The 23,559-nt window shown below is 72.2% G+C and carries 16 protein-coding genes; 6 read left to right on the top strand and 10 right to left on the bottom strand.

Annotated features, from left to right (window positions below):
- Positions 1–36 precede the first annotated feature (36 nt).
- The 4 genes from manD to ABZU52_RS17555 all read left to right on the top strand — a co-directional run bounded on the left by manD (position 37) and on the right by ABZU52_RS17555 (position 5,647).
- Entirely contained in the window at positions 37–1,266 is a 1,230-nt protein-coding gene (gene manD / locus ABZU52_RS17570; RefSeq protein ID WP_354972058.1) for a D-mannonate dehydratase ManD, read from the top strand.
- A 108-nt stretch (positions 1,267–1,374) separates the two neighbouring features.
- Positions 1,375–3,081, top strand: coding sequence for an ABC transporter ATP-binding protein (locus ABZU52_RS17565; RefSeq protein WP_354972057.1), 1,707 nt, complete (start codon positions 1,375–1,377; stop codon positions 3,079–3,081).
- Positions 3,078–4,898 (top strand): ABC transporter ATP-binding protein, encoded by a 1,821-nt coding sequence (locus ABZU52_RS17560; RefSeq protein WP_354972056.1) that lies wholly within the window; start codon positions 3,078–3,080, stop codon positions 4,896–4,898. The genes ABZU52_RS17565 and ABZU52_RS17560 overlap by 4 nt, the downstream gene beginning before the upstream one ends.
- Positions 4,899–5,068: 170 nt before the next feature.
- A complete protein-coding gene (locus tag ABZU52_RS17555; RefSeq protein WP_354972055.1) occupies positions 5,069–5,647 on the top strand; it encodes a sigma-70 family RNA polymerase sigma factor in 579 nt (192 codons plus the stop codon).
- 103 nt (positions 5,648–5,750) lie between these two features.
- On the opposite strand, the gene ABZU52_RS17550 is transcribed toward ABZU52_RS17555, so the two are convergent.
- Positions 5,751–11,213, bottom strand: coding sequence for a carboxyl transferase domain-containing protein (locus ABZU52_RS17550; RefSeq protein ID WP_354972054.1), 5,463 nt, complete (start codon positions 11,211–11,213; stop codon positions 5,751–5,753).
- Positions 11,214–11,444: 231 nt separating this feature from the next.
- The gene (locus ABZU52_RS17545; RefSeq protein WP_354972053.1) at positions 11,445–12,518 is read right to left on the bottom strand and encodes a hypothetical protein; all 1,074 of its coding nucleotides are present in this window, start codon (positions 12,516–12,518) and stop codon (positions 11,445–11,447) included.
- A 316-nt stretch (positions 12,519–12,834) separates the two neighbouring features.
- Here ABZU52_RS17545 and ABZU52_RS17540 point away from each other — a divergent pair, with 316 nt between their 5' ends.
- The gene (locus tag ABZU52_RS17540) at positions 12,835–13,551 is read left to right on the top strand and encodes a cellulose binding domain-containing protein (RefSeq protein ID WP_354972052.1); all 717 of its coding nucleotides are present in this window, start codon (positions 12,835–12,837) and stop codon (positions 13,549–13,551) included.
- A 55-nt stretch (positions 13,552–13,606) separates the two neighbouring features.
- Here ABZU52_RS17540 and ABZU52_RS17535 read toward each other — a convergent pair whose 3' ends face one another.
- Positions 13,607–14,404, bottom strand: coding sequence for an SAM-dependent methyltransferase (locus ABZU52_RS17535; RefSeq protein ID WP_354972051.1), 798 nt, complete (start codon positions 14,402–14,404; stop codon positions 13,607–13,609).
- 348 nt (positions 14,405–14,752) lie between these two features.
- Between ABZU52_RS17535 and ABZU52_RS17530 the strand changes: the two genes are divergently transcribed.
- Entirely contained in the window at positions 14,753–16,834 is a 2,082-nt protein-coding gene (locus ABZU52_RS17530; RefSeq protein ID WP_354972050.1) for a PQQ-dependent sugar dehydrogenase, read from the top strand.
- Positions 16,835–17,169: 335 nt separating this feature from the next.
- Here the strand turns inward: ABZU52_RS17530 and ABZU52_RS17525 are convergent, their stop codons facing one another.
- The 7 genes from ABZU52_RS17525 to ABZU52_RS17495 all read right to left on the bottom strand — a co-directional run.
- Complete coding sequence (locus ABZU52_RS17525) at positions 17,170–17,595, bottom strand: barstar family protein (RefSeq protein WP_354972083.1); 426 nt, start codon at positions 17,593–17,595, stop codon at positions 17,170–17,172.
- Between the two features lie 448 nt (positions 17,596–18,043).
- Positions 18,044–18,424, bottom strand: a complete 381-nt coding sequence (locus ABZU52_RS17520; RefSeq protein ID WP_354972049.1) for a YccF domain-containing protein — start codon at positions 18,422–18,424, stop codon at positions 18,044–18,046.
- A gap of 64 nt (positions 18,425–18,488) precedes the next feature.
- Complete coding sequence (locus ABZU52_RS17515) at positions 18,489–19,226, bottom strand: cellulose binding domain-containing protein (RefSeq protein ID WP_354972048.1); 738 nt, start codon at positions 19,224–19,226, stop codon at positions 18,489–18,491.
- Positions 19,227–19,300: 74 nt separating this feature from the next.
- Positions 19,301–19,681: a DUF742 domain-containing protein gene (locus tag ABZU52_RS17510; RefSeq protein ID WP_354972047.1), complete on the bottom strand. Its 381-nt coding sequence runs from the start codon at positions 19,679–19,681 to the stop codon at positions 19,301–19,303.
- On the bottom strand, positions 19,659–20,108 hold the full coding sequence (locus tag ABZU52_RS17505; RefSeq protein ID WP_354972046.1) for a roadblock/LC7 domain-containing protein: 450 nt from the start codon (positions 20,106–20,108) through the stop codon (positions 19,659–19,661). Before ABZU52_RS17505 ends, ABZU52_RS17510 begins: the two co-directional genes overlap by 23 nt.
- A complete protein-coding gene (locus tag ABZU52_RS17500) occupies positions 20,105–22,060 on the bottom strand; it encodes a nitrate- and nitrite sensing domain-containing protein (RefSeq protein WP_354972045.1) in 1,956 nt (651 codons plus the stop codon). The genes ABZU52_RS17505 and ABZU52_RS17500 overlap by 4 nt, the downstream gene beginning before the upstream one ends.
- Positions 22,057–23,559: LuxR C-terminal-related transcriptional regulator (locus ABZU52_RS17495; protein ID WP_354972044.1), on the bottom strand; the 1,503-nt coding region annotated here is incomplete at its 5' end. The genes ABZU52_RS17495 and ABZU52_RS17500, both read right to left, overlap by 4 nt.

Raw genomic sequence — 23,559 nt, 5'->3', positions numbered from 1 at the left:
CCCCCCTCCGGGCCGGTCAGAACGAAAGGCACCCCCGTGAAGATCGTCGCAGCAGACGTCATCGTGTCCAGCCCCGACCGGAACTTCGTCACCCTCAAGATCACCACTGATGAGGGCATCACCGGTCTGGGCGACGCCACGCTCAACGGCCGTGAGCTCTCCGTCGCCTCCTACCTGCGCGACCACGTCGCCCCGCTGCTGATGGGGCGGGACGCGCACCGGATCGAGGACACCTGGCAGTTTTTGTACCGGTCGGCGTACTGGCGGCGCGGTCCGGTCACCATGGCGGCCATCGCGGCGGTGGACGTCGCGCTGTGGGACATCAAGGCCAAGGCCGCCGGTATGCCGCTGTACCAGCTGCTGGGCGGCGCGTCCCGGGCCGGGATCATGGCGTACGGGCACGCGTCCGGGCGGGACATCCCCGAGCTGTTCGACTCGATCCGCCGCCACCTCGACGAGGGCTTCCGGTCCATCCGGGTGCAGACCTCGGTGCCCGGCATCAACGCGGTCTACGGCGTGGCCGCGCAGCCCAGCGCCACCGGCCAGCGCTACGACTACGAACCCGCGCAGCGCACCCCGCTGCCCGCCGAGGAGGACTGGGACACCCGCGCGTACCTGCGCCACCTACCGTCGGTCTTCGAGGCGGTGCGCGGCGAGTTCGGCCCGGAGTTGCCGCTGCTGCACGACGGGCACCACCGGATGACCCCGATCCAGGCCGCCAAGCTCGGCAAGGCCCTCGAACCGTACGACCTGTTCTGGCTGGAGGACTGCACCCCGGCGGAGAACCAGGAGGCGCTGCGGCTGGTCCGCCAGCACACCACCACCCCGCTGGCCATCGGGGAGGTCTTCAACACGGTCTGGGACTACCAGACCCTGATCCGCGAGCAGCTGATCGACTACGTGCGGTCCGCGGTCACCCACACCGGCGGCATCACCGCCATGCGCAAGCTGCTCGACTTCGCCGCCCAGTACCAGATCAAGTCCGGCATCCACGGCCCCACCGACATCTCCCCGGTGGGTATGGCCGCGGCGCTGCACCTGGACCTGGCCATTCACAACTTCGGGATCCAGGAGTACATGAAGCACACCCCGCTGGCCAACGAGGTGTTCCGGCAGTCGTTCACCTTCACCGACGGCTACCTGCACCCCGGCGACCAACCGGGGCTCGGGGTGGAACTCGACGAGGAGGCGGCGGCCCGGTTCCCGTACGAGCCGGCGTACCTGCCGTTCAACCGGCTCAAGGACGGCACGGTCCATGACTGGTGAGCGGCGCGGCACGCTGGACCGCCCATCCACCGCCGCTTCGAGGGCATGTTAGGTTAGGCAACCCTAATCGTAAGTGGAGTCTGTCGCCGTGCCCTCATCGATCCGAGCATGACAGTCGTCGAGACCACCGGTGGCGTGGTGCTCCGTCGCGCGCTGCGTCGACAGCGCGCCCGGGTGGCCGCGGGCACCGCGCTGCTCTGCACCCACCAGGCCACCGAAGCCCTCGTCCCGGTGGCCATCGGCGTGGTCATCGACCGCGCGGTGGCCACCGGGGACGTCCGCGCCCTGCTGCTCTCGCTGGCCGGCCTGGCCGCCCTGTTCACCGTGCTCGCCTTCGCCTACCGGGCCGGCGCGCGACTCGCGTTCGCCGCCGTCGAACACGAGGCGCACGCCACCCGGGTCGAGATCGTCCGCAGCGCCCTCGACCCGCGCGGACGCCGGTCGGGCATGCGGGACGGCGAACTGCTGTCCGTGACGGCCTCCGACGCCGAGCTGTCCGCGCTCGTCGTGCGGGTCGCCGGACTCACCGCCGCCGCGCTCACCGCCATCGTGGTCGCGGCCGTCGCGTTGCTCGTCGTCGACGTCCCGCTCGGCCTCGGGGTGCTCATCGGCGTACCCCTGCTTGTCGTCGCCCTCCAGCGGATGGCGCCGCTGCTCACCCGGCGCAGCACGTCGCAGCAGGAGGCGCTCGCCGCCACCACCGCCCTCGCCGTCGACCTCGTCACCGGCCTGCGTGTGCTGCGCGGGATCGGCGCGCAGGACCACGCCGCCCGCCGGTACGCGGGCGCCAGCCGCCACGCGCTCGACGTCACCCTGCGCGCGGCCACCACCAAGGGCCTGCACCTCGGGCTCACCACCACTGTCAACGGCCTCTTCCTCGCGACGGTCGCCGGAGTCGCGGGCTGGCTCGCGCTACAGGGCCGACTCACCGTCGGCGAGCTGGTCGCCGTGGTCGGGCTGGCCCAGTTCATCGCCGAGCCGGTGCAGACGCTCGGGTACTGCGTCCAGTTGTTCGCCATGGCCCGTGCCTCCGCGGGGCGGGTCGCCCGGGTCCTCGGCGCCGCGCCGGTCGTCCAACCGGGTGACGCCGGACCGCCCGCCCCGAGCCCGTCCCGGCTCGCCCTCGACGCGATCTCGTACGCGGGCCTCGACGACGTCAGCCTGCGCGTCCACGCCGGTGAGATCCTGGGCGTGCTCGCCTACCAGCCGAGCGACGCCGAGGCGCTGGTCGCGTTGCTGGCCGGCCGGGTGCCCCGGGCGGACCACCGGGGGACGCTCCGCGTCGACGGCGTGCCCGCCGACGAGCTGCACATCGACGCCGCGCGCGCCGTGGTCCTGGTCGAGCAGCACGACGTGGCGCTGTTCGAGGGCACGCTGCGCGCCAACCTCAGCGCCGGCGCCACCGTCGACGACGAGGTCCTGCGGGCCGCCGTACGGGCTGCCGCGGCCGAGGACGTGCTCGCCGCGCACCCGCACGGGTTGGACCGCCAGCTCACCGAACGCGGGGCGAACCTCTCCGGTGGGCAGCGGCAGCGGATCGGGCTGGCGAGGGCGCTCGTCGCCGACCCGCCGGTGCTGGTGCTGCACAACCCCACCACGGCGGTCGACGCGGTGACCGAGGGGCTGCTCGCCGCGAGGCTGGCCGAGGCTCGCGGGTCGGGCACCCGCGGCACTGTCCTGATCACCACCAGCCCGGCGCTGCTACGGATCACCGACCGGGTCGCCGTGCTCGACCAGGGACGGGTCGTCGCCGAAGGTCCGCACGAGCGGTTGCTCGCCAGCGACGCCCGCTACCGGGAGGAGACCCTGCGATGACCTCCGAGCCGATCACCCGGCAGCTGCTGCCCACCGCCACCGGCCGGCAGACCTGGGCCGCCCTCCGCACCGAGCTGGCCCACCTGCCGGGGCTCAGCGCCGTCGCCGGCACGTTGCTGATCGCCGCCGCCGCGACCGGGCTCGTCGCCCCCTGGGTGCTCGGCCGCCTCGTCGACGACGTCATCGCCGGGACCGACACGCCTCAGGTGGTGGCCTGGGCCGGCGTGATCGCGGGCGCGGCCGTGCTCGCCGGACTCCTCACCGCGGCCGGAGCCGCGGTCGCCGCGCGCCTCGGCGAGACCGTGCTGGCCCGACTCCGGGAGCGGGTCCTCGACCGCGCCCTGCACCTGCCGTCGGCCACCCTTGAGCGGGCCGGGACCGGGGACCTGGTGGCCCGAGCCGGCGACGACGTGGCGGTGGTGACGAATGTGATCGCCACCAGCGGTCCCGCCTTCCTCGGCGCGCTGCTGTCGGTCGTGCTGACCGCGGCCGGGCTCTTCGCCCTCGACTGGCGGCTCGGCATCGCCGGGTTGGTCGCCGCCCCGGCGTACGCGCTGGCGCTGCGCTGGTACCTCAAGCGTTCGGTGCCGTACTACGCCCGCGAGCGGGTGGCGACGGGCGAGCGCGCGCAGGCGACGGCCGAGGCCCTGCGGGGCGCGGCGACCGTGCGCGCCTACCGGATGGAGGACGCCCACGTCGCGCGGATCGCGGATCGCTCCGGCGTCGCCCGCGACCTGTCGCTGGAGATCTTCGGTCTCTACACCCGCTTCGGGCTGCGCATCAACCGCTCGGAGTTCGTGGGTCTCGCCGCCGTGCTGCTCGCCGGCTTCCTGCTGGTCCGCGGCGACCTGGCCACCGTCGGCGCCGCCACCACGGCCGCGCTCTACTTCCACCGCCTGTTCAACCCCATCGGCCTGCTGCTGTTCGAGTCGGACTCGGTGTTGCAGGCCGGGGCCAGCCTCGCTCGCCTCGTCGGGGTCACCACGCTGCCGGACACCGTGGCTTCCGCCGGCGCCGAGCCCACCCGCGACGACCGGGCGGCGGCACTGGAGGTGACCGTCGCGCAGCACCGCTACGACGACGGGCCGGTCGTGCTGCGGGACATCGCCCTACGGCTCGCACCCGGGGAACGCGTCGCCCTCGTCGGCGCGAGCGGCGCGGGCAAGAGCACCCTCGCCGGCATCATCGCCGGCATCATCGCGCCCACCCACGGTGCGGTGACCCTGCGCGGCCTGCCGCTGGCACAGCTCGACGAGCACCGCCTCCGTCGTGAGATCGCGCTGATCAGCCAGGAGGTGCACGTCTTCGCCGGGCCGCTCGCCGACGACCTGCGCCTCGCCGACCCGGACGCCACCGATGCCGAGATCGCCACCGCGCTCGACCTGGTCGGCGCCACCGAGTGGGTGCGGACCCTGCCGGACGGCCTCGCCACCGCGGTGGGGGAGGGTGGACGGCAGCTCACCTCGGCCCAGGCCCAGCAGCTCGCGCTGGCCCGCCTCGTCCTCGCCGATCCCGCCGTCGCGGTCCTCGACGAGGCCACCGCCGAGGCGGGCAGCGCCGGCGCGCGCGACCTCGACCGCGCCGCCGTGGCGGCCACCGAGGGCCGTACCACACTGATCGTCGCCCACCGCCTGAGCCAGGCGGCCACCGCGGACCGCATCGTCGTCCTCGATCAGGGGCGCGTCGCCGAGCACGGCACGCACGCCGAGCTGCTCAGGGCCGGGGGCGGGTACAGCCAGCTGTGGCGCTCCTGGAGCATGCCCGACCCGGTCGTGCCGAGGGAACGCGAGAGCGCGGACCAGCCCGTCCCGAGCTGAGCGGCCCCGGTTCCCGTCACCTCGGACATCCGCGAGATCAGTCGAACGGGGATGCCCGGGAACTTTTCCACCCCGGCCGGCGACCACCAGAGTGCGCGGCCGACCGGCGGCGTTGCGACGACGGCATCTCGGTTTGAAGGAGCGCCCGGTGGCACACAGGACGGTGGTCTGTGCGGAACGGCGTCGCTGACGACGACCAGGTGACCCGGTGGGCGCGGCAGGCGGGCCAGGGTGACCGGCAGGCCGCCACAGCGTTCATCCGGGCACTACAGGACCAGGTCTGGCGGTTCCTGTCGCACCTGGCCGGGCCGGGGGAGGCCGACGACCTGACCCAGGAGACGTTCCTGCGGGCACTTCGCAACCTGCCCGGCTTCGCCGGCCGCTCGTCGGCCCGTACCTGGGTGTTCACCATCGCCCGGCGCGTCGCCGTGGATCACGTCCGGACGGCGGTGGTCCGACCCAGGGTGGCCTCGGTGCCGGACTGGCAGGCGGCGGCCGAGGACGCTGGCGCGATCACCGGCGGCGCCGACGAGGGCGTGACCCTGCACCAGCTGATCGCCGGCCTGACCCGGGAGCGTCGCGAGGCGTTCGTCGCCACCCAGGTGCTGGGCCTGTCCTACGCCGAGGCGGCGGACGTCTGCCAGTGCCCCGTCGGCACCATCCGGTCCCGGGTCGCCAGGGCGCGCGAGGATCTGGTCGCCGCCTGGCAGGCCGACACCGGCCCGAGCCACGAGCGACGAACCGGCTGAGGGTGGGTACTGCCATACCGCCCAGCGCCTCACTCCCCGGGTACGGTCAGCACCACCGGTCGACGACCGGTGGTGCTGACGTGGTGTGGGCGTACCGGGCGGGCTAACCCAGGCGGGCCTCGATCGCCTCGATGATGCGCGGCCGCAGCTCGGCGGCGCGGATGACGGCGTCCACCGAGCCGACCTCGACGGCGCGGTGGATGTTGTGCACCCGGTCGAACTCCGCGGCCACCTCGCTGAGTTTTTCCGCGCGCACCGACGAGCGCAGCTCGTCGAGCTCCGCGGTCAGCGCGGCGCGGTCGGTGCCGGTCGCGGCGGCGGTGCGCGCCTCCAGGTCCCGCACCCGCGGGTCGGCCGCGGTACGGGCGTTGACGTCGGCGGAGAACACCACAGCGGCGGCGGGTGCGCCACCGAGCACCGAGGCGAACGAGCCCTCCAACGCCAGCACCGTCATGTTCGGGTTCAGCGCCTTCGAGAACACCACGAACGCACCACCGTGGTAGCGCGAGATCACGCAGAAGACGATCGGCCCGCGGAAGTTCACAATCGCCCGGCCGATCTCGGCGCCGTACTCCAGTTGCAGCTTGCGCATCGACTCCGGTGAGCCGTCGAAACCGGACAGGTTCGCCAGGACCACGAGCGGCCGGTTGCCGCTGGCCGCGTTGATCGCCCGCGCGGCCTTCTTCGACGAGCGGGGGAAGAGCGTGCCCGCCGTGTAGGTGTCCGGACCGTCGGTGGGCGGGAAGCCGTGCCGTGGCACCGACCGGGACTCGATGCCGAGCAGGCAGACCGGGATGCCGCCGAGGTGGATGTCCTGCACGACAGCGGTATCCGCGTCCGCCATGCCGGCCCAGCGCTCCAGCACCGGGTGGTCCTGGTCGGCGAGGGCCCGCATCACCGTACGAATGTCGAACGGCTTCTTGCGGTCCGGGTTGGACTCGGCGGAGAAGATCTCCCCGACGGTGGCGAAGGCGCTGCCCGCCACGTCGTGCGGGAAGTCGGAGATGTCCCGGTCGGCCGGGTCGGTGGTGACCGCCCGTCGGGGGGCGTCCTCGCCGGGCGCGACGTACGTGTGGTCGTAGTGGGCCATCACCACGTCGCGGGCGGCGGTCAGGTTCGGCGCCCAGTACTGCGCCTGCCCGTTCGGCCCCATCACCCGGTCGTAGCCGCCGATGCCGAAGTTGTCCTCGGCCGACACGCCACCGGAGAAGTCGAGCGACTGCTTGCCGGTGAGCACCATCGCCGAGTCCGGCGTCATCACCAGGATGCCCTTGGTGTGCATGAGCATCGTCGCCTCGGCGTTCCAGTACGGCTGCGCGCCGACGTTGATGCCCGCGACGACGATGTTGATCTCACCGCCGGCCTGGGTGAACTCGACGATCCGCTTGAGCGCCGCAGCCACCCAGTCCATGTTCTCCGTGCCGGAGGTCATCGAGATCCGGGCCCCGGCGGACAGTGCCCACCACTCCAGCGGCACCTGCATCCGCTCGGCCAGGTCCAGTGCGGCGATCACGCGCCGGCACTCCGGCTCCGACAGGGCGCCCAGCGACTTCGTCGGGTCGCCGAGCAGCACCACCCGGGTGACACCCTGCGGGTAGCGCTCGGTCGGTGTGGTCACCACCCCGGCGACGATGGCGGCGCTGTTGCGCCCCTTCGGCCGGTCCACCGGAACCAACCTGTGGTCGTCGTCGAGGTCGTACTCGACGAAGTCACCGAGCCGGCCGGTCAACTCGTACGGGTACACGGTGTTGCGGCTGCTGGCCCGCAGCACCTTGAGTCGGTACTCGTCCAGCGGCTCGATCGGCTCGACCGGCGGCTCGCTGATGACCAGCTCAGCATTGCCCGCGGCGTCGAACGTGATCCGTACGGCGATCTTGGTCAGCTCGCCGGTCCGGCGGTCGCGCTGCCGCGCGATGAACAGGATCTCCTCCAGCCCGGCCCCCGCCGTCGTCGGGCGTACCCGCCCGGCGACCATCGCCATCTCCTCGCGGGTCAGCTCGCTCGGCGGCCAGACGTAGACCACGATCCGGTTGGTGTTGAAGCGCGTCTTGGACGGTCGTACCGCCTGGGCGCGGCGGATCGAGTCGAGGCAGGCGGCGATGACGCCCTCGGTCGTCGGCAGCGCGACCAGCCGGCCGTCCTGCTCCCGAAGCTCGGTCAGGTCGCGCACCTGCGCGAACGCGACGAGCCGCTCGTCGGAGCGGTTCTCCCGCGCGACGCACTGGAAGAGGTAGATCTCCTCGTCCGACGACGGCAACCGGGTCAGGTCGAACTTGTGCAGCCGGTCCAACTGCATCCGCTGCGCGATGTACGGGTGCAGGCCGCGGATCAGCCGGTCCTCGGTCAGCCCCGCGTCGGACGAGCGGAACGTGAAGTGGTGGTGCATCACCGCCCCGCGCCGGCCCGCCACGGTGGTGGTCACCCGACGGACCTGCGGCGGCACCGGGTGTGCCGCGATGACGTCGGCCAGGGCGGCCGCCATCGTGTCGAAGTCCTCCGGCTGGTTCTCCCAACCGAGGTAGATGTCGGCGTCCACGGAGCTTTCGCCGTCGGCCAGCTCGGCCAGGCCGCGCAGTGCGCCGCCCAGCGCGTCGAAGCGCACCGCGGCGGAGACCACAGTCGAGTCGGCGCGCTCGGCGACCACGAACGTGCAGCCCGCCACCGTGTTGGTGCGCACGCTGGTGAGCGCCCTGTTGCCGTAGTACCGCCGGGTCAGCACCTCCAGCATCACCGCGCTGTCCAGGTGGTCACGGACGAGTCGCCGACCGAGCAGCCGGACCAGTGGCTCGGTGCTGCGTACCATCTCGGCGATCCGCTCGGCGCGGTCCGCCGCGTCCGGGTGCGCGTCCAGGTGCCGCAGGTGCGCGCGGACGTCGGCGTAGACGCGGGCGCGGTTGAGCCGCAGCAGCGGCTGGGCGAACCAGGCGAACACCACGCCGCGGGCGAGGTCGGCGACCACGGGGAAACGGACCTGGGTCGCGGCGATCAACCGCTCCAGGGCGAGACCGGCCGGCTCACGCAGCGACTCGTCCGGTGGGGTCTCTTGCAGCCAGGCGCGCAGCAGCGCCGCGATGACCTGCGCGTCCGCGGACGCCCGCTGCTGGGCGAGGAAGATCCGGAAGACGGCGGCTTCGAGGGCGGGGGTGCGGTCCAGGTCGGTGACGCCGTACCGGCCGAGCGCCTTGCCGAGCCTGGTCTGGAAGGCGTGCGGCAGCCCGGCCCGCTCGACGTCGAGGCTCTGCAGGTAGGTGTGGAAGTACTCCCGGGCGCTGTGGACGTGCGCGGCGCCGCCGTCCTCGCCGGTCGGCCGGTTGCGGCTCAGCTCGGCGAGATCGGCGAAGACCTCGATGAGGTCGAGTTCGGCGGCGAGCGGCCGCTGACCCGCCGCGGTGGCCGCCTGCCGCGCGGCCAGGTAGTCGTCGAGGACCCGACTGTCGTCGTGCGGGTCGACGTCGAAGCCGAGCAGCAGACCGCGCAGGTCCTCCTGACCGCGCCGGCTGCGCTCGTCCGCCGGGATGTCCGCGGCGGCGCTGGGCAGGTCCAGTTCGACGGTTTCGGCGCTCGGGTCGGCCGCGGTCTCCTCGGCGTCGTCAGCGAGCGGCTCCAGGCGCAGCAGCGGCGCACCCGCCTCCACCTGGCTGCCCACCGAGACGGCGCACTCCTTCAGTCGCGCCTTGAACGGGGCCCGCAGCACCGTCTCCATCTTCATCGCTTCCAGCACCAGCACCGGCGCACCCGCCTCGACCTCGGCGCCGACCTCCAGCGGGGTGGCGACGACCAGCGCGGGCATCGGGGAACGCAGCACGCCGCCCTCGTCCCGGCTGACCCGGTGCGTGACACCGTCCACCTCGACCAGGTGGGTCGGCCCGTACGTGCCGGTGAGCAGGCGGTAGCGGATGCCGTTGACGACGATCTGCCCGGTGTGCCGGTCGAAGCGGTCGAGTTCGACGTCGGCGGTGCGCACGACCGACCCGGTCTCGATGCCGACCCGGAAGCGGTGCGCGCCGACGCGCGCCACCCGGGTGCGGTAATCGACGCCGCGCAGTTTGAGGTCCAACGGTCGGCCGCTGGCGTGCTGCACCTGCGGACGTCCGCCGGCTGCCGTCGACAGCAGCCGTTGCCGCTCGACGCGCTCCTCCTCCTCGTACGCCTCGATGGCGGCGGCCGCCAGGGCGACAGCGGAGTGGCGGTGCGTGACGAGCCGGCCCTCGCCGCGGACGCGGTCGATCCAGCCGGTGTCGGCGCTGGCGTCGATCACCTCGGGCTGGTCGAGCAGGTCGAGCACGAAGCTCTTGTTCGTCGCCCCACCCTCGATGATCACCGTGGTGTTCGCCATCGCCCGGCGCAGCCTGCCGAGCGCCTCGTCCCGGTCGCGGCCGTACGCGATGATCTTCGCGATCATCGAGTCGAAGTCGGCCGGGATGGTGTCGCCCTCGCTGACGCCGGTGTCCACCCGGATGCCGGGGCCGCTGGGCAGGTCCAGCCGGGCGATGCGGCCGGGCGACGGCGCGAAGTCGCGGTCGGGGTCCTCGGCGTTGAGGCGCGCCTCGATGGCGTGCCCCCGCTCGGCCGGCGGCGCACCTTCGAGCCGCCCGCCGGAGGCGACGTGCAGCTGGGCCTTGACCAGGTCGAACCCGGTGGTCAGCTCGGTGATCGGGTGCTCGACCTGGAGGCGGGTGTTCACCTCGAGGAACGCGAACAACCGGTCACCCGGGTGGTAGAGGAACTCGACGGTCGCCGCGCCGCGGTAGCCGACCGCCACGGCCAGCCGCTCGGCCGACGTCTTCAGCTCGGCGGCCTGCGCCGGGTCGAGCACCGGCGACGCCGACTCCTCGATGACCTTCTGGTTGCGTCGTTGCACCGAGCAGTCGCGGACGCCGAGCGCCCACGCGGTGCCCTGCCCGTCGGCGATCACCTGGACCTCGACGTGCCGAGCCCCGGTGACCAGGCGCTCCAGGAACACGATGCCGCTGCCGAACGCCCGTGCCGCCTCCTGGCTGGTGCGCTCGTACGCGTCGACCAGCTCGGCCTCGTTCCTGATCACGCGGATGCCGCGCCCGCCACCACCAGCTGTCGCCTTCAGCATCAGCGGGTAGCCGATCTCGGCCGCCGCCGCCTGGGCGGCGGCGAGGGTCTCGACGGCGCCGCGGCTCCACGGCGCGACCGGCACGCCGACCTTCTCGGCGAGCAGCTTCGAGCCGATCTTGTCGCCGAGTTGGCGCATGGCGTCCGCGCTCGGGCCGACGAAGGTGACGCCGATCTTCTCGCACAGCTCGGCGAACGCCGGGTCCTCGGCGACGAAGCCCCAGCCGACCCACGCGGCGTCGGCGCCGGTCTCGGTCAGGGCGCGCTCCAGCACCGCCAGGTTGAGGTACGGGCGGGCGGACGCCGGGCCAAGATCGTAGGCGATGTCTGCTTCGCGGACGAATGTGGCGTTGCGGTCGACGTCGGTGTAGAAAGCCACGGTTTCGAGCGGGATGCCGGTCTCCGCGGCCAGCTCGCGGACCGCGTGGATGAGCCGCATGGCGGCTTCACCACGGTTGACGATGGCGACACGGTTGAACACCCGAAAAACCCCTTAGCTAGACCTCGACCTGCTCGCCACGAGACGAACGGCTCCCAGCAGTGATCACCTTTCCGGGTGGCGGCGGCCAGCGCTATGGCGCAACCACCGAACCCACCGTCCCTCAGTTGTAGGAAGTGCACAAAACTTTTTGGCACCCCCGCGGGCCGTGCCGACCTCCTCCGTCTCCCCGGTGACGGACCAGCACGGCCCGACCCCGGGGAGACGAAGGCATCAGTCGACCGTCGGCGGAGCCGTCCGCGCCGCCTCGGCGAGCGCCGCCGCCGCGCCCGCGTACGGGTTGTAGGTGTAGGTGCGGGACAGACCGGTCGGCACCGTGAAGTACGCGGCCGACAGCTTCGCCGGGTCGCTGGCGATCTCCCCACGCGCGGGGGCGTCGTTGCCGTCGTCCCAGCCCCAGGGCGCGTTGGCCGAGTTGGTCGCACAGCTCCAGGTGCCGACGCCGCAGTCGCCGGACGTGTCACCGGCGAACGTGCCGAGGCTGGCGAAGAGGCTCGCGTTGGACCGCTGCGCCCACAGGCCGCCGGCGGCGAAGATGTCGATCAGCTGATACCGCACGTCGCGGTCGTTACCGCTGCTCGGCGTCTCGGCGACGGTCGACGGGTAGTAGATCAGGCCGTCGCCGTTGATGTCGTACTGCGGGTGGGCCTTGAGGCCGTGTCCCTGTGCCTCCTGCGCCGTCACCGGGTGTTGGAACGTGTCGTGCGGTGACGCCTGGAACCGCAGGGTGCCGTCGATGCTCTCCCCGCCGCTGGTCCAGGTGCTGCCGGCCGGCGTGTAGGAGTAGAAGTCACTGTGCGCGACGGTGACGGCCGAGCGGAGAACGCCGTACGTGGAGCCGTCGCGCTCGATCGCGAACAGCGCGCCCTCACCGTCGTTCTCGTGCTCGGTCTCGAAGAACGGGTGGTCGGTCCAGTCGCGCGGGTGGAAGAAGAAGTACGTGATGTACCAGTGGGTGCTGGTCTCCACGACCGAGTAGTAGGCGTGGGCAGCGAGTGAGCTGCCCGCCTGGCCGGCCCGGTCCCAGTTGTTGCGGCCGTTCAGGTCACCGTCGAAGTCGACCCGGGTGACGTAGTCCGACTGGCCGCTCAGGGCGTGGCTGCCGGTGGCATCGACGTCCTGGTAGTGAATGGGCGCCCAGCGGAGGGCCAGCTCGGCCCGGCTGACGGCGGCGTCGGCGGGGGTCGGTGCGGCCAGTGCGGTAGCCGCCAGCACCGCAGCGGTGCCCATCGCGAGCAGTGCCCTCACCACCCGGGGTCGCCGGGTCGTGCTGTGTGCGTCGAGCATGATGTGCTCCCGTGTCCGAACGAATAGATCACGATGAATCATTATCGGTACGAGCGCCCGGCGGGTGTCCCTGCGGCGACGAGAAAACGGACGATGTTCGACGGGATCGGGATCGGGTTGTATCGATGCCTGATGGCTGCCATGCTGTGGTTCGGTCGTGCTCGGGGAGCCAGCGCGCACCAGCACTCCGCCGGTCCACGGGGCGCGCGAGGTGGCCACGTCACCCGTGCCGGGCAGCCCTCGTCGGCGACCGGCACCCGAGCGCGGCACCGGCTACCACCTCGGTCCTCGGTGCCCGGTAAGCACGGAGGTACCGATGCTTCGCATGTTCCTCGCTGTCACGACCGTTGCGGTGGCCGCCTGGACCGGGACGACCACCGCCGTCGAAGCGACACCCACGCCAACACCGTCGCCGACCATCACCTGTCCGCCGGCTCTGCCGATCACGGCGAGCGTCGCCGGGGTCACCACCACGAGCGTGACCATCTCGTACTCGATCTTCTTTCGGCCGCCCTGCGGCTATGACCCGCCGATGACCGTCAGCCTCTTCACCAGCCGCGAGGACGCCCAACAGTGGCGGACGCCGGTGGCCGAGGCCGTCTCCGGCCCGGAGCGCGCCGGCACGGTGACCATCGGGGCTCTGACGCCCGACATGGAGTACTGGTACCGGTTCAGCGACCCCGACGGTAAGCGCGATCCGTACCTGATCGGGTCGGCGCGCACCGCCCCGCTGACCTCCTGCCGTGCGACGGCCACTATCGACGCCCGCTGGGGCAGCGGCTTCGTCGCGACGGTCACGGTCCGTAACACCGGCACGCTGCCGCTGGACCGCTGGCGCGTCTCCTGGCGGTGGTCCGGTGACGAGCGGGTGCAGACGGCCTGGGGTGGGGTGGCCGAGACGGCCGGCGCTGACGTCACCGTTCGCAACGCCTCCTACAACGGGACGCTGGCGCTGGACGGGGCGACCACGTTCGGCCTCCTCGTGACGACCAGCGCGGTGCCCGACGGCCTGACGCTGACGTGCGCCCGCTGAACGACACCGCCCCGCTCCCGCCGTCACGGCGGAGGCGGGGCGGACGCCGGGTCGGTCAGGGCTTGCGGGCCACCGCGCCGTACGCGTCGATCCCGACGGCGTCGGGATCCTCCGGTCGCCACAGCGGGATCGGCACCAGGCCCGGCTCCACCATCGCCAGCCCGTCGAAGCAACTCGCGAGCTCCTCCGGACTGCGCAGGATGTACGGAACTCCGCCGCTCTGCGCCAGCCGGTCGGCACCGGCGACCACCGCCGGGCTGGTGTTGGTGCCGTCCCAGAGCACGAGGTAGCTGCCGGACGGCATCGCGTCCATCGTGCGACCGACGATCGAACGCACCACGTCCAGGTCGGGCTCGTAGCCCAGCACGCCCATGTACATCACGGCGATGGGCTGGTCGAAGTCGAGCGTCTGCGTCGCCTCGGCGAGGATCTTCTCCGGATCGTGGTAGTCGGCCGGGACGTAGGTGGTGACGCCCTGCGACGTCGTGCTGGCCAGCAGCGCCCGCGCGTGCACCAGCACCATCGGGTCGTTGTCCACGTAGACGATCCGAGCGTCGGGCGCGATGCCCTGGGCGACCGCGTGCGTGTTCTGCATGCTGGGCAGACCGGTGCCGATGTCCAGGAACTGCCGGATGCCCGCCTCGGCCGCCAGGTGACGCACGGCCCGCACCAGGAACACGCGCGACTGCTGCGCCATGAGGACGATTTCCGGGTAGACCTCGGCGACGGCGTCGCCGGCCGCCCGGTCGGACTGGAAGTTGTCCTTGCCGCCCATCCAGTAGTTCCAGATTCGTGCCGCGTGCGGCACGTCGGGCTGAAGCTTCGCGGCGAGTTCGGGGTCCGGACCGGCCATGCCAGGCTCCTATCGAGGGGTCGTCAGCTGGAGGTCACCACAGCGGTACGAGCGGGATCGTACTCCGGCGGTGTCCACTCTCGACTACGGGTCGACCCACCGCCGCGCCCGGAACCGGGCCGGCTGCCAGCGGTGGACCACCCCGTTCTGGTACGCCCACACGACGGTCTGCAGCCGTCCCGTGCGCAGCGCCTGGTGGCCGGTCCGGCCTGCGGGTTTGCCCCCGATCGAGGGACATCGTTTGACTTGGGCGGCAGACACATCTTTGATGGTGAATGTATTTGTTCGGCGTGGTCGGGCGGATGGTCGTCTGGGTGGGCCGGTCGATGCCCTGACCCTGGAGGACGGATGCGAGTCGTCGCGCGGAGAAACCCGAGCCACCCACGACGGCGGCTGTTGCCGGCGGCGATGGCGGCGGTGACGCTGCTGAGCCTGGCTGTCGGTGTGCCGGCGTCCGCCGCCGCACCGTCGACGGTGGTCGGCGTGGCCAGCGGTCGCTGCCTGGACGTGGTCGGCAACGTCCAGACGGTCGGCGCCGGCATCAACATCTACGACTGCAACGGCCAGGCCAACCAGGCGTGGACCTTCACCTCCTCCGGCGAGCTGCGGGTCTACGGCGAGACGAGGTGTCTGGACGTGGTCGGCCAGGACACCACCGCCCCGGCCGCGCTGCAGATCAACAACTGCACCGGCGGCGCCAACCAACGCTGGCGGATCAACACCTCCGGGACCATCGTCGGCGTCCAGTCCGGCCTGTGCCTGGACGTGACCGGCGCGGGCACCGCCAACAGCACCACCGTCGGGCTCTGGACCTGCAACGGGCAGTCCAACCAGCGCTGGACGACGTCTCTCGGCAGCGCCGACACCCAGCCGCCGACGGCGCCGGGCAGCCCGCGGGTGAGCGGCCTGACCTGCAACTCGGTGACGTTCGCCTGGAACGCCTCGACGGACAACGTCGCGGTGGCCTTCTACGACATCTACCACGACGGCCAGCTGATGACGTCGGTGAGTGGCACGACGCTCTCCACCAACCTGACGGTGGTCGCCGGGGCGACCTGGGGCCTGTACGTCAACGCCCGCGACGCCGCCGGCAACGTGTCGCAGGCCAGTGCCACCGTCTCGATCACCCCACCGCCCTGTCAGGCCGACAGCCAGCCACCGACGGCGCCGCAACAGCTCACCGGCACCGCGTCGGGCACGACTGTGACACTGCGCTGGACGGCGTCGACCGACAACATCGGGGTTCGGGCGTACGACATCCACCGGGCTGGCGTGAAGGTGGGCACGGTCACCGGCGCGCCCCCGGCGACCACGTTCACCGACAGTGGTCTGGCGGCGAACACCGCGTACCAGTACTACGTGGTGGCCCGGGACGCGCAGGACAACGCCTCGTCGCGCAGCGGCACCGCGACGGTGACCACCGGTGCGGCGTGCGCCAACCCGGTGTGCGGGGTGCGGCAGGTCGGCACCGACACCGACATCCCGTGGGGTCTGGTGACGTTGCCGGACGGCAGCGTCCTCTACAACCGCCGCGACGCGCACGACATCATCCAGCTCAACCCGACCACCGGGGCCAAGACCAACCTGGGCACGGTGCCGAACGTGCAGAGCACCGACGGTGAGGGCGGCCTGCTGGGGCTCGCCATCTCGGCCAGCTACTCCAGCGACCGCTGGCTGTACATCATGCACACCTCACCGAGCGACAACCGTGTCGTCCGGATCAGGCTGGAGAACGGGCGACTCAACACCGCCAGCGAGCAGGTACTCCTCACCGGGATCCGGCGCAACAAGTACCACGACGGTGGTCGGCTGCGGTTCGGCCCGGACGGCAAGCTGTACGCCAGCACCGGCGACGCCCAGAACGGCAACTACGCCCAGGACCGGTCCAGCCTCGAAGGCAAGATCCTGCGACTCAACCCGGACGGCACCGTCCCCTCGGACAACCCGTTCGGCAACTACGTGTGGAGCTACGGCCACCGCAACCCCCAGGGGCTGGCGTTCGACTCGCAGGGCCGGCTGTGGGAGCAGGAGTTCGGCAACTCGATCATGGACGAGACCAACCTGATCACCAAGGGCGGAAACTACGGCTGGCCGGCGTGCGAGGGCACGAGTGGCTCCTGCGGTACGGCCGGGTTCATCGCGCCGGCGCGTACCTACCCGACCGCCGAAGGGTCCTGCTCCGGCATCACGATCGTGCGTGACGCGCTCTACGTGGCCTGCGCCCGAGGCGCTCGGATGTACCGCGCGGTGATCAGCGGCAGCAGCCTGACGAACGTGCAGACCTACTTCAGCGGCACCTACGGCCGGTTGCGGACGGTGGAGCCGGCCCCCGACGGGGGACTGTGGCTGACCACCACCAACGTCGGTGACAAGGACAGCACCCCGAACAACAGCAACGAGAAGATCCTCCACGTCACGCTCGGCAGCTAGGTTCGACATCTCCCCAGGGCCGCCCCCGGGCGGCCCTGGGGCGGTGCGGGTCAGACCGGGTGTTTACGCAGCCCCTCCGCCGGCTGCGCTCGCCGCCGGGCCGCCGACGCGTCGCCGGTCGCCGCGTCGAGCAGCATGGCCAGCCGGGCGTACGCCTCGTGGGCGGCGGGCGAATCGCACCCGTGCGCGGCCTGGCGTCGAGCCGAACACGGGCAGGCGTGGGTTGCGTCATGGGATTCGCCTTCACTGACTCTGCCTCTGTGGTATGTCGTCATTGAATGCGACACCGCCCTGGGCGCTGCCGAACCCGGCTCGACGATGTGCGCGAACGGGCGTTAGGAGTGGAAGGGGTGCGTTGGTTCCCCTCTCCGTGATCGTCCGGACGCAGCGGCAACCTCGTGCCGCACCTCTGAAGCCTCCACGTCGCTGTCGCAGAGCAGCAGCACCGTGAATGGGACAACTCCGCCGAGTGGGCTCGCCCAGCGTTCGACGGCCTGCCAGAGGATCTGAAACAGGATGTGGCGGTCCTCGGCGCTGTTCGACAACAGCCGCTGGACGTTCTCGATCACGACCAGGTACCCGTCCGCCGGCAACCAGTGCAGATCACGGAGACAGTCGGACAACGCGTTCCAGTTCCAGCCGAAGTAGCCGGGAAAGAGCAGCGCGTCGGAGAACTCGTAGAAGGTGTGGTCCGCGTCCGTCATCCTCTTTCCGTCGAGCCGGGCGACAACGAACCTGCCCGTAGCCGGTAGCAGCGCCATTACGTTCACCCGGTCGGTACGCGAGCAGACCGCGAACCGGTCGGGTAATCCGTCCCACCAGTTGTCCATGACCCCACTCCACCGGTCGCGGCGCCTCCGCGACATGATCAGGTGATGAAAAGTAGGTCAGAAACGCTCCTGGCGACTACTTTTCATCACCTGATCAAGGGGTCTGTTCGGTGAGCTGGTCGAACGGCGTCGCAGCCGGGCGGTAGGGCGCGGTGCGGCGCAGCTCAACCAGGCGGCGGCACCGGTCGGTCGGGTGGCGGTCGTCGGCGGTGGCATGCGAACCCCGTTCCTGCTCAGCACGGCGACGACGGGTGGTGTCGCCATGCCCGCACAGGCTAGGAACGGCCCGTGACGGCGGTCTTGGCGTCGGATGAGGGTTAGCTGCGGTGTGTGCTGCGGGTGACCGGGCGGGGTCCGCTGTGGACCGACCCGGAGCGGGTCACGGTGCGTCGACGACCTCGCGGCCGAGCGGCCAGAACGCGGCCGGAACGAGCTTGAAGTTGGCGATGCCGAACGGGATCCCGATGATCGTGACGCAGAGGGCGATGCCCGCGAGGATGTGGGAGAGCGCGAGCCACCATCCGGCCAGCACCACCCAGAGGATGTTCGCCAGGCCGGAGCCGACGCCCGCGCCCGGCTTGGGCACCAATGTGCGACCGAAGGGCCACAGCGAGTAGACCGCGAGGCGCAGCGACGCCACACCGAACGGGATGGTGACGACCAGGACGAAGCAGATCAGCGCGGCGAAGCCGTAGCCGACCGCCAGCACGAGGCCACCGCCGAAAATGAGCCACAGCACATTCAGTACGAAACGAATCACCACTCCAGCATGAAACATGCTCGCCACCCGCCGACCGGGTCGACCACGCGTCCACCGCCGCCGGTCAGTTCGGCAGACCGGCGCAGGCGGCCCCGTCGATGGTGCACGCCTTGGGGGCGGAACCCGTCAACGAACCATTGACCCGGAACGCCACCCGGACCGAGGCGCTGCCGGGCACCTGACCGGTGGTCCCGTCCGGCACGAACGTCCACACCGCACCGTCCCGACTGGCCTGTGCCCCCTCGACGTCGCTGATCCCCAGCGACTCCCGGGGCAGGGTGACGACCAGCGTCCACCGCGGCGCCGGGACCGAGCCGGGATTGTTGATCGTCACGGTCGCGCCGTAGCTGAGCAGGGCGTTGTCCGTGATGGCGAAGTCGGCGCCCAGGGCCGCCGGAGTGGGTTCGGCGCTCGCACCGGTAGGCGTGGGCCTGGTCGACGACGCGGCGGCCGGTGGGACCGAGGACGCCGTGGCGGGCGGGGGAGCGGGCACCGCCGGGCTGGTGACCGCCGGTCGCGCCTGCGCCCGGGGCGTACCGGACGGCGACTCGCCCACCTGCTCCACGGACGGCGGCGGGTCGAGGGTCACCGGCGTCAGCTTCTCCGGCGTACGCAGCACCCCAACGACCGACACGACGGTCGCGATCAGCACCCCGAGCGCCGCGATGAGGGCCACCCAGGTGGCCCGCGAGACGTCCTCCCGACCGGTGAGCACCCGCCGTGTGGCCGTGGCGAGGGCCACGACCCGATCCAGCAGGATGATCGCCACGGTACGGCGTGGCTGGGGTGGTGTTGCCGGCACTGCCTGTCTCTCCTTCAGTTCGTCGCCGGGTGCGCGCCCACGATCCGTCCGGGTGGCGGGTGGCACCAGCCCGGTCACAGCGCGCGAAGCCCGACGAGTATCGCCTCAAGCAGATCCTCGGTCGGCAGCTCCGACAGCATCGGCGGTTGGTGTGTCTCGATCAGCCCGGTCGCGAGCAGGTCGCCGAGCAGCACCCGGACGGTCCCCAGCGGAAGGTCCAACTCGGCACCGACCTCAGCCACCGACACTGGATGGTGACACAGCTCAACGATCCGCGCCTGTTCAGGGAAGAGCGGTGTGGGGGGCGTGACCCCCCGCCGGGCGACCACCAGCGAGATCAGGTCGAACTGGCCGCGTGCGGGCGCGGTACGCCCCCCGGTCATCGTGTACGGCCGGGCGACCGGGCCCGCGTCGTCGTCGTACCACGCCTCGTCAGCGGCGCCGCTGGAGTGCACCAGTGTCCCCGATCGTCACCGAGGAGGCCGGCCCCAGCGTGATCGGCAGGTGCCGCTCGGCCTGCCCCACGAAGAGCGCCACCTCGTACGCCATGTCACCGACCTCGACGTCGTCACCGGCGATCCGCACGGTAAGGATGGTGCCGTTCGGGATGGTGGCGATGAACAGGAACGCGCGCGACATCTGCACCACGACCTGGCGCAGACGACCCGCGTCGCAGGTCCGGGTGGCGGCGAGCCCCAACGCGATCAGGCCGGCGACCACGCCGGAGATCTGCTCGGCCAGGTTCTCCCCGACCTGCCGCGAGCTGCCGAGCGGCAGCCCGTCCGGCGAGAGCACCACGGCGAACTCCGCGCCGTGCACTCGGTCGACCAGGCAGTTCAGGGCGTCGGTCAGGCCGTTCTCGGTGACCACTGCAGACGTCATTGATGTCTCCTTGCTGTTTTCGCGACTGGTAACTCGACCGTGTCGAGGCTGGTCCTGCCCTGTTCCGGGCCGACCGGCCCGGGGTGGCGGACCCGCGTCGGCAGCGCGCCGTCGCCGCGCGGGTCGGGCACTTCGGCGCGGGTGCGGGCCGGTGGGTACGGGGTGCCGGGTGGTGCGCTGGCCGGGGTGCGGCCGGTGTCGGTGACCGTGACCAGCGTCGAGGGGAGGAGCACGATGGCGGCAGTCCCACCGCGCCGGCTGGGGCGCAGCGAGACCTGAGCGCCGCAGCGGCGGGCCAGTACGGCAGCGGCGTACCAACCGGCGCGGCCCGCGGGCGGGCCGCCCGGTGATGGGTTGCCGAGCAGGTGGTTCGCCTCGGTCAGCGCGGCGGCGTTCAGGCCGGGCCCTTCGTCGACGACGACGACGGCGGCGCACCCCTGCGGTCGGTGCTCGCCGCTGACCCGAACGGTGGTGTCCGCCCCGGAGAAGGCCAGGCCGTTCTCGATCAACTCCGCCAGCAGGTGGATGACGTCCGTGACGGCCGGCCCCGCGAGCGACCACGGCCAGTGCGGCGCGATCAGGACCCGGTGGTAGTCCGGCACCTCGGCGACCGCGCCGCGGGCCACGTCGAGCAGTGGCACCGGGCGTCGCCAGCGGCGGGCGGGTGTCGCGCCGGCCAGCGAGATCAGTTTCTCCACGTTGCGTCGGACCCGGGTGGTGAGGTGGTCGAGCTGGAACAGCTCGCCGGTCTCCTCGGTGGACCGCTCCCGACGTTGCATCCCGTCCAGCAGGCTGAGTTGGTCGCGCAGCAGGGCCTGGTTGCGTCTGGTCAGCCCGAGGAACAGCTCCCGCTCGGCGTCAACCCTCGGCGTCGCCGGTTCCCGGGCTGGCGCCGGCGTGTCCTGCGCCGGGGTCGGAGGGACGTCGTCCGGCCTGGTCAGCTCGTCGGTCAGGCGTCGGACGGTGCCCGCCCAGCTCAGCAGGAGCACCAGCACGACGATGAGGCCGAGCCCCACCACCGCCCCGGTCCGCGCGATGAGCACAGCAGCGCCGGGGGTGGCCCGTTCGACGCTGCTGCGGGCGGTGTCCGTCACCAGCGTCTGCAGCGCCCCGAGGGCGGCGTCCGCCGCGGCCCGCCAGCCCTGCACGGTGAGACCGGCCAGGGCGTTGGCGGTGCCCGCCTGAAGCAACAGCCGGTCCTCCAGGGCGAGCAGGGCCGCGAACTCGGGGCCGGTGGCCAGCCGCTGATGCTCGGCGCGGTCGTCGGGCGGAAGCCCGACCACGGCCTCGGTGCGCGCGTACCGCTGGACGCTGACCAGCGCGGTCAGCCGACGCCGCTCGTCGACGTCGAGCCGTGCGCCGGTCAGGGCCGCGCTGACCACTGTGTCCTCCCGGGCGAGCAACTCCCGGGCACGGGCCAGCGCGATCACCGCGCGGGTGTCGGCGGCCAGCCCGCTCTCGTACGCGCCCCACTCCGGCCCGTACACCCGGAAGGCGACGTCGACGACCTCGTCGTACCCGTCGATCGTGGCGGCCTGGTCGAGCTTCCCGGTGTCCACCTGGGACCGGGTGGTGCCCAGGCCGTCGAGCCGGCGGACCAGCTCGCCGGCCCGGTCGCGGACCGGGCCGGCGCTGAGCAGTCGAAGGTCGCGGCCCTTCGTGAACTCGCGGATCTCGGCGGCGGCCCGGTCGGTGCCGTGCCGGGCCGCGACCAGCTCGGGCGTCGTCTGCCCCGCCCCGGCGATGGTCTCGGCGGTGATCCGGCGTTCCGTCTGCAGGCTCAGGATCAGGCGGTCGATGGGCTGGCCCAGGGTGTCCGCCAGCGCCCGGACGCGCAGCAGGTCGACGGCATCCTGGCTGGACACGTAGGCCGCGTACGACCAGAGCGTGATCAGCACGGCGGCCAGCACGGCCAGCCTGGTCCGGAGCAGCCGAACATCGGTGTGGGTCATCGGCTCGCCCGCTGCGGCCACGGTTGCCCGGCGGTGTCGCTGGCCCGGTCGGCGACGAGGGTGCGCAGCAGCGCCAGCAGCTCGGCACGGTTGGCGCAGTTCAGCCGGTTACGCATCCGTGCCACGTGGTGTTCGACGGTCTTGGCCGAGATGAAGAGTCGGTCGCCGATCTCCCGGTAGGTCAATCCGGCCAGGACCAGCTCGGCAACCTCGTACTCGCGGTCGCTGAGCCCGTGCTGAGTGGGACCGGTGGCTCCTGGTGTGCTCGCACCGGTTGTCGGTGTCTGCCCGCCGTGCCCACCGGAGGGCCGCCCCTGCAACGCCCGGGCGCACTCCAGCAGGGTGGTCATCGCCCGCCGGTCCGCGGTGCGGATGGCGGCCTGGCCGGCGAGGCGGGCGCCGTCCCAGCACAGCCCGGTGTCGTGCAGCCCGCGGGCGGCGGCCTCCACCCGGGTCGGCTCGACGACCCCGCGGAGCACCTCCACCCAGCTCTCCGCTGCGGCGGCGACCACGGCCGCGTACCGGCTGTGGCCGGCGGCGGCGAGCAGCGCCGCGACGTGTTCGTCGGCGACCGTCGGCTCACCGGTCAGGATGGCGGCGTGCAGCCCGCTCCAGTGCAGCGGCACACTCCACAGTGGCGGGTTGTCGAGGCGGTCCAGCAGCGCACGTCCCTGGTGCAGGTACGGCTCCAGCCGGGCCAGGTCACCCAGCCGCGCCCCCGCGATGGCCAGTTCACCCAGCGGCAGCAGGGTGAACAGGTCGACGGGGTGGCGCACCACGGCCTCCAGCGCCTGCCCCCAACCCCGCTTGAGCGCCCCGAGGTCACTGTTGCGCCGGCCGATGCCCATCCGGATCGCGGCGGCGAAGAGCTGGTCGCGGGACTCCAGTTGCCGCCCGTCGAGCGTCACAGTGGCGAGGCGCTCGCCGGCGGCGTGGATGTCACCACGGACCATCAGGATCCAGGCCTGCAACAGCCGGTGGCGGCGCGCCATCAGTGGGCCGCCGACACCGGCGCCCAGGGCGCGGTGCAGCACCCGCTCGGCGATCTCCAGCTCACCGCAGTGCACCGCCGTCAACGCGGCGAGGGCCGCCGGGCTGTCCGGCAGCAGCGCCGCTCGTCCGTCCGGCTCCAACAGCGCGGCGGCCTGCACCAGCGCGGACAGCGCGGCGGTCGGCGGGCCGGTCACGCTCTCCCGTACGCCGTTGGCCATCAGTCGGGCGGCGCTGGCGTGCAGGGTGGGCGGTTCGCCCGCCGGGTCACCCGCCGGTGACTCGGCGGTGGCGGCCAGGTCGCCGGTGGCGAGCCCGCCGACGATGGCGAACGCCGCCGCCGAGGCGGTGCCCGACCACCGGAACAGCTCGACGCTGCGACCGACGTGACCTCGGTGGGCCAGGGCCGTGGCGGCGACCACGGCCGCCTCGGAGCGGTCCGGGGGAGCGGCCGTGGCCAGCAGTCGGTCCGCCAGCCGGAGCGCGTCGTCGAGGTCACCGGCGAGCGC

This window comes from Micromonospora sp. NPDC005220, from assembly GCF_040607895.1.
GTDB lineage: Bacteria > Actinomycetota > Actinomycetes > Mycobacteriales > Micromonosporaceae > Micromonospora.
The sequence above is the reverse complement of the archived record's forward strand: the minus strand, read 5'-3'. Positions and strand labels throughout refer to the sequence as shown.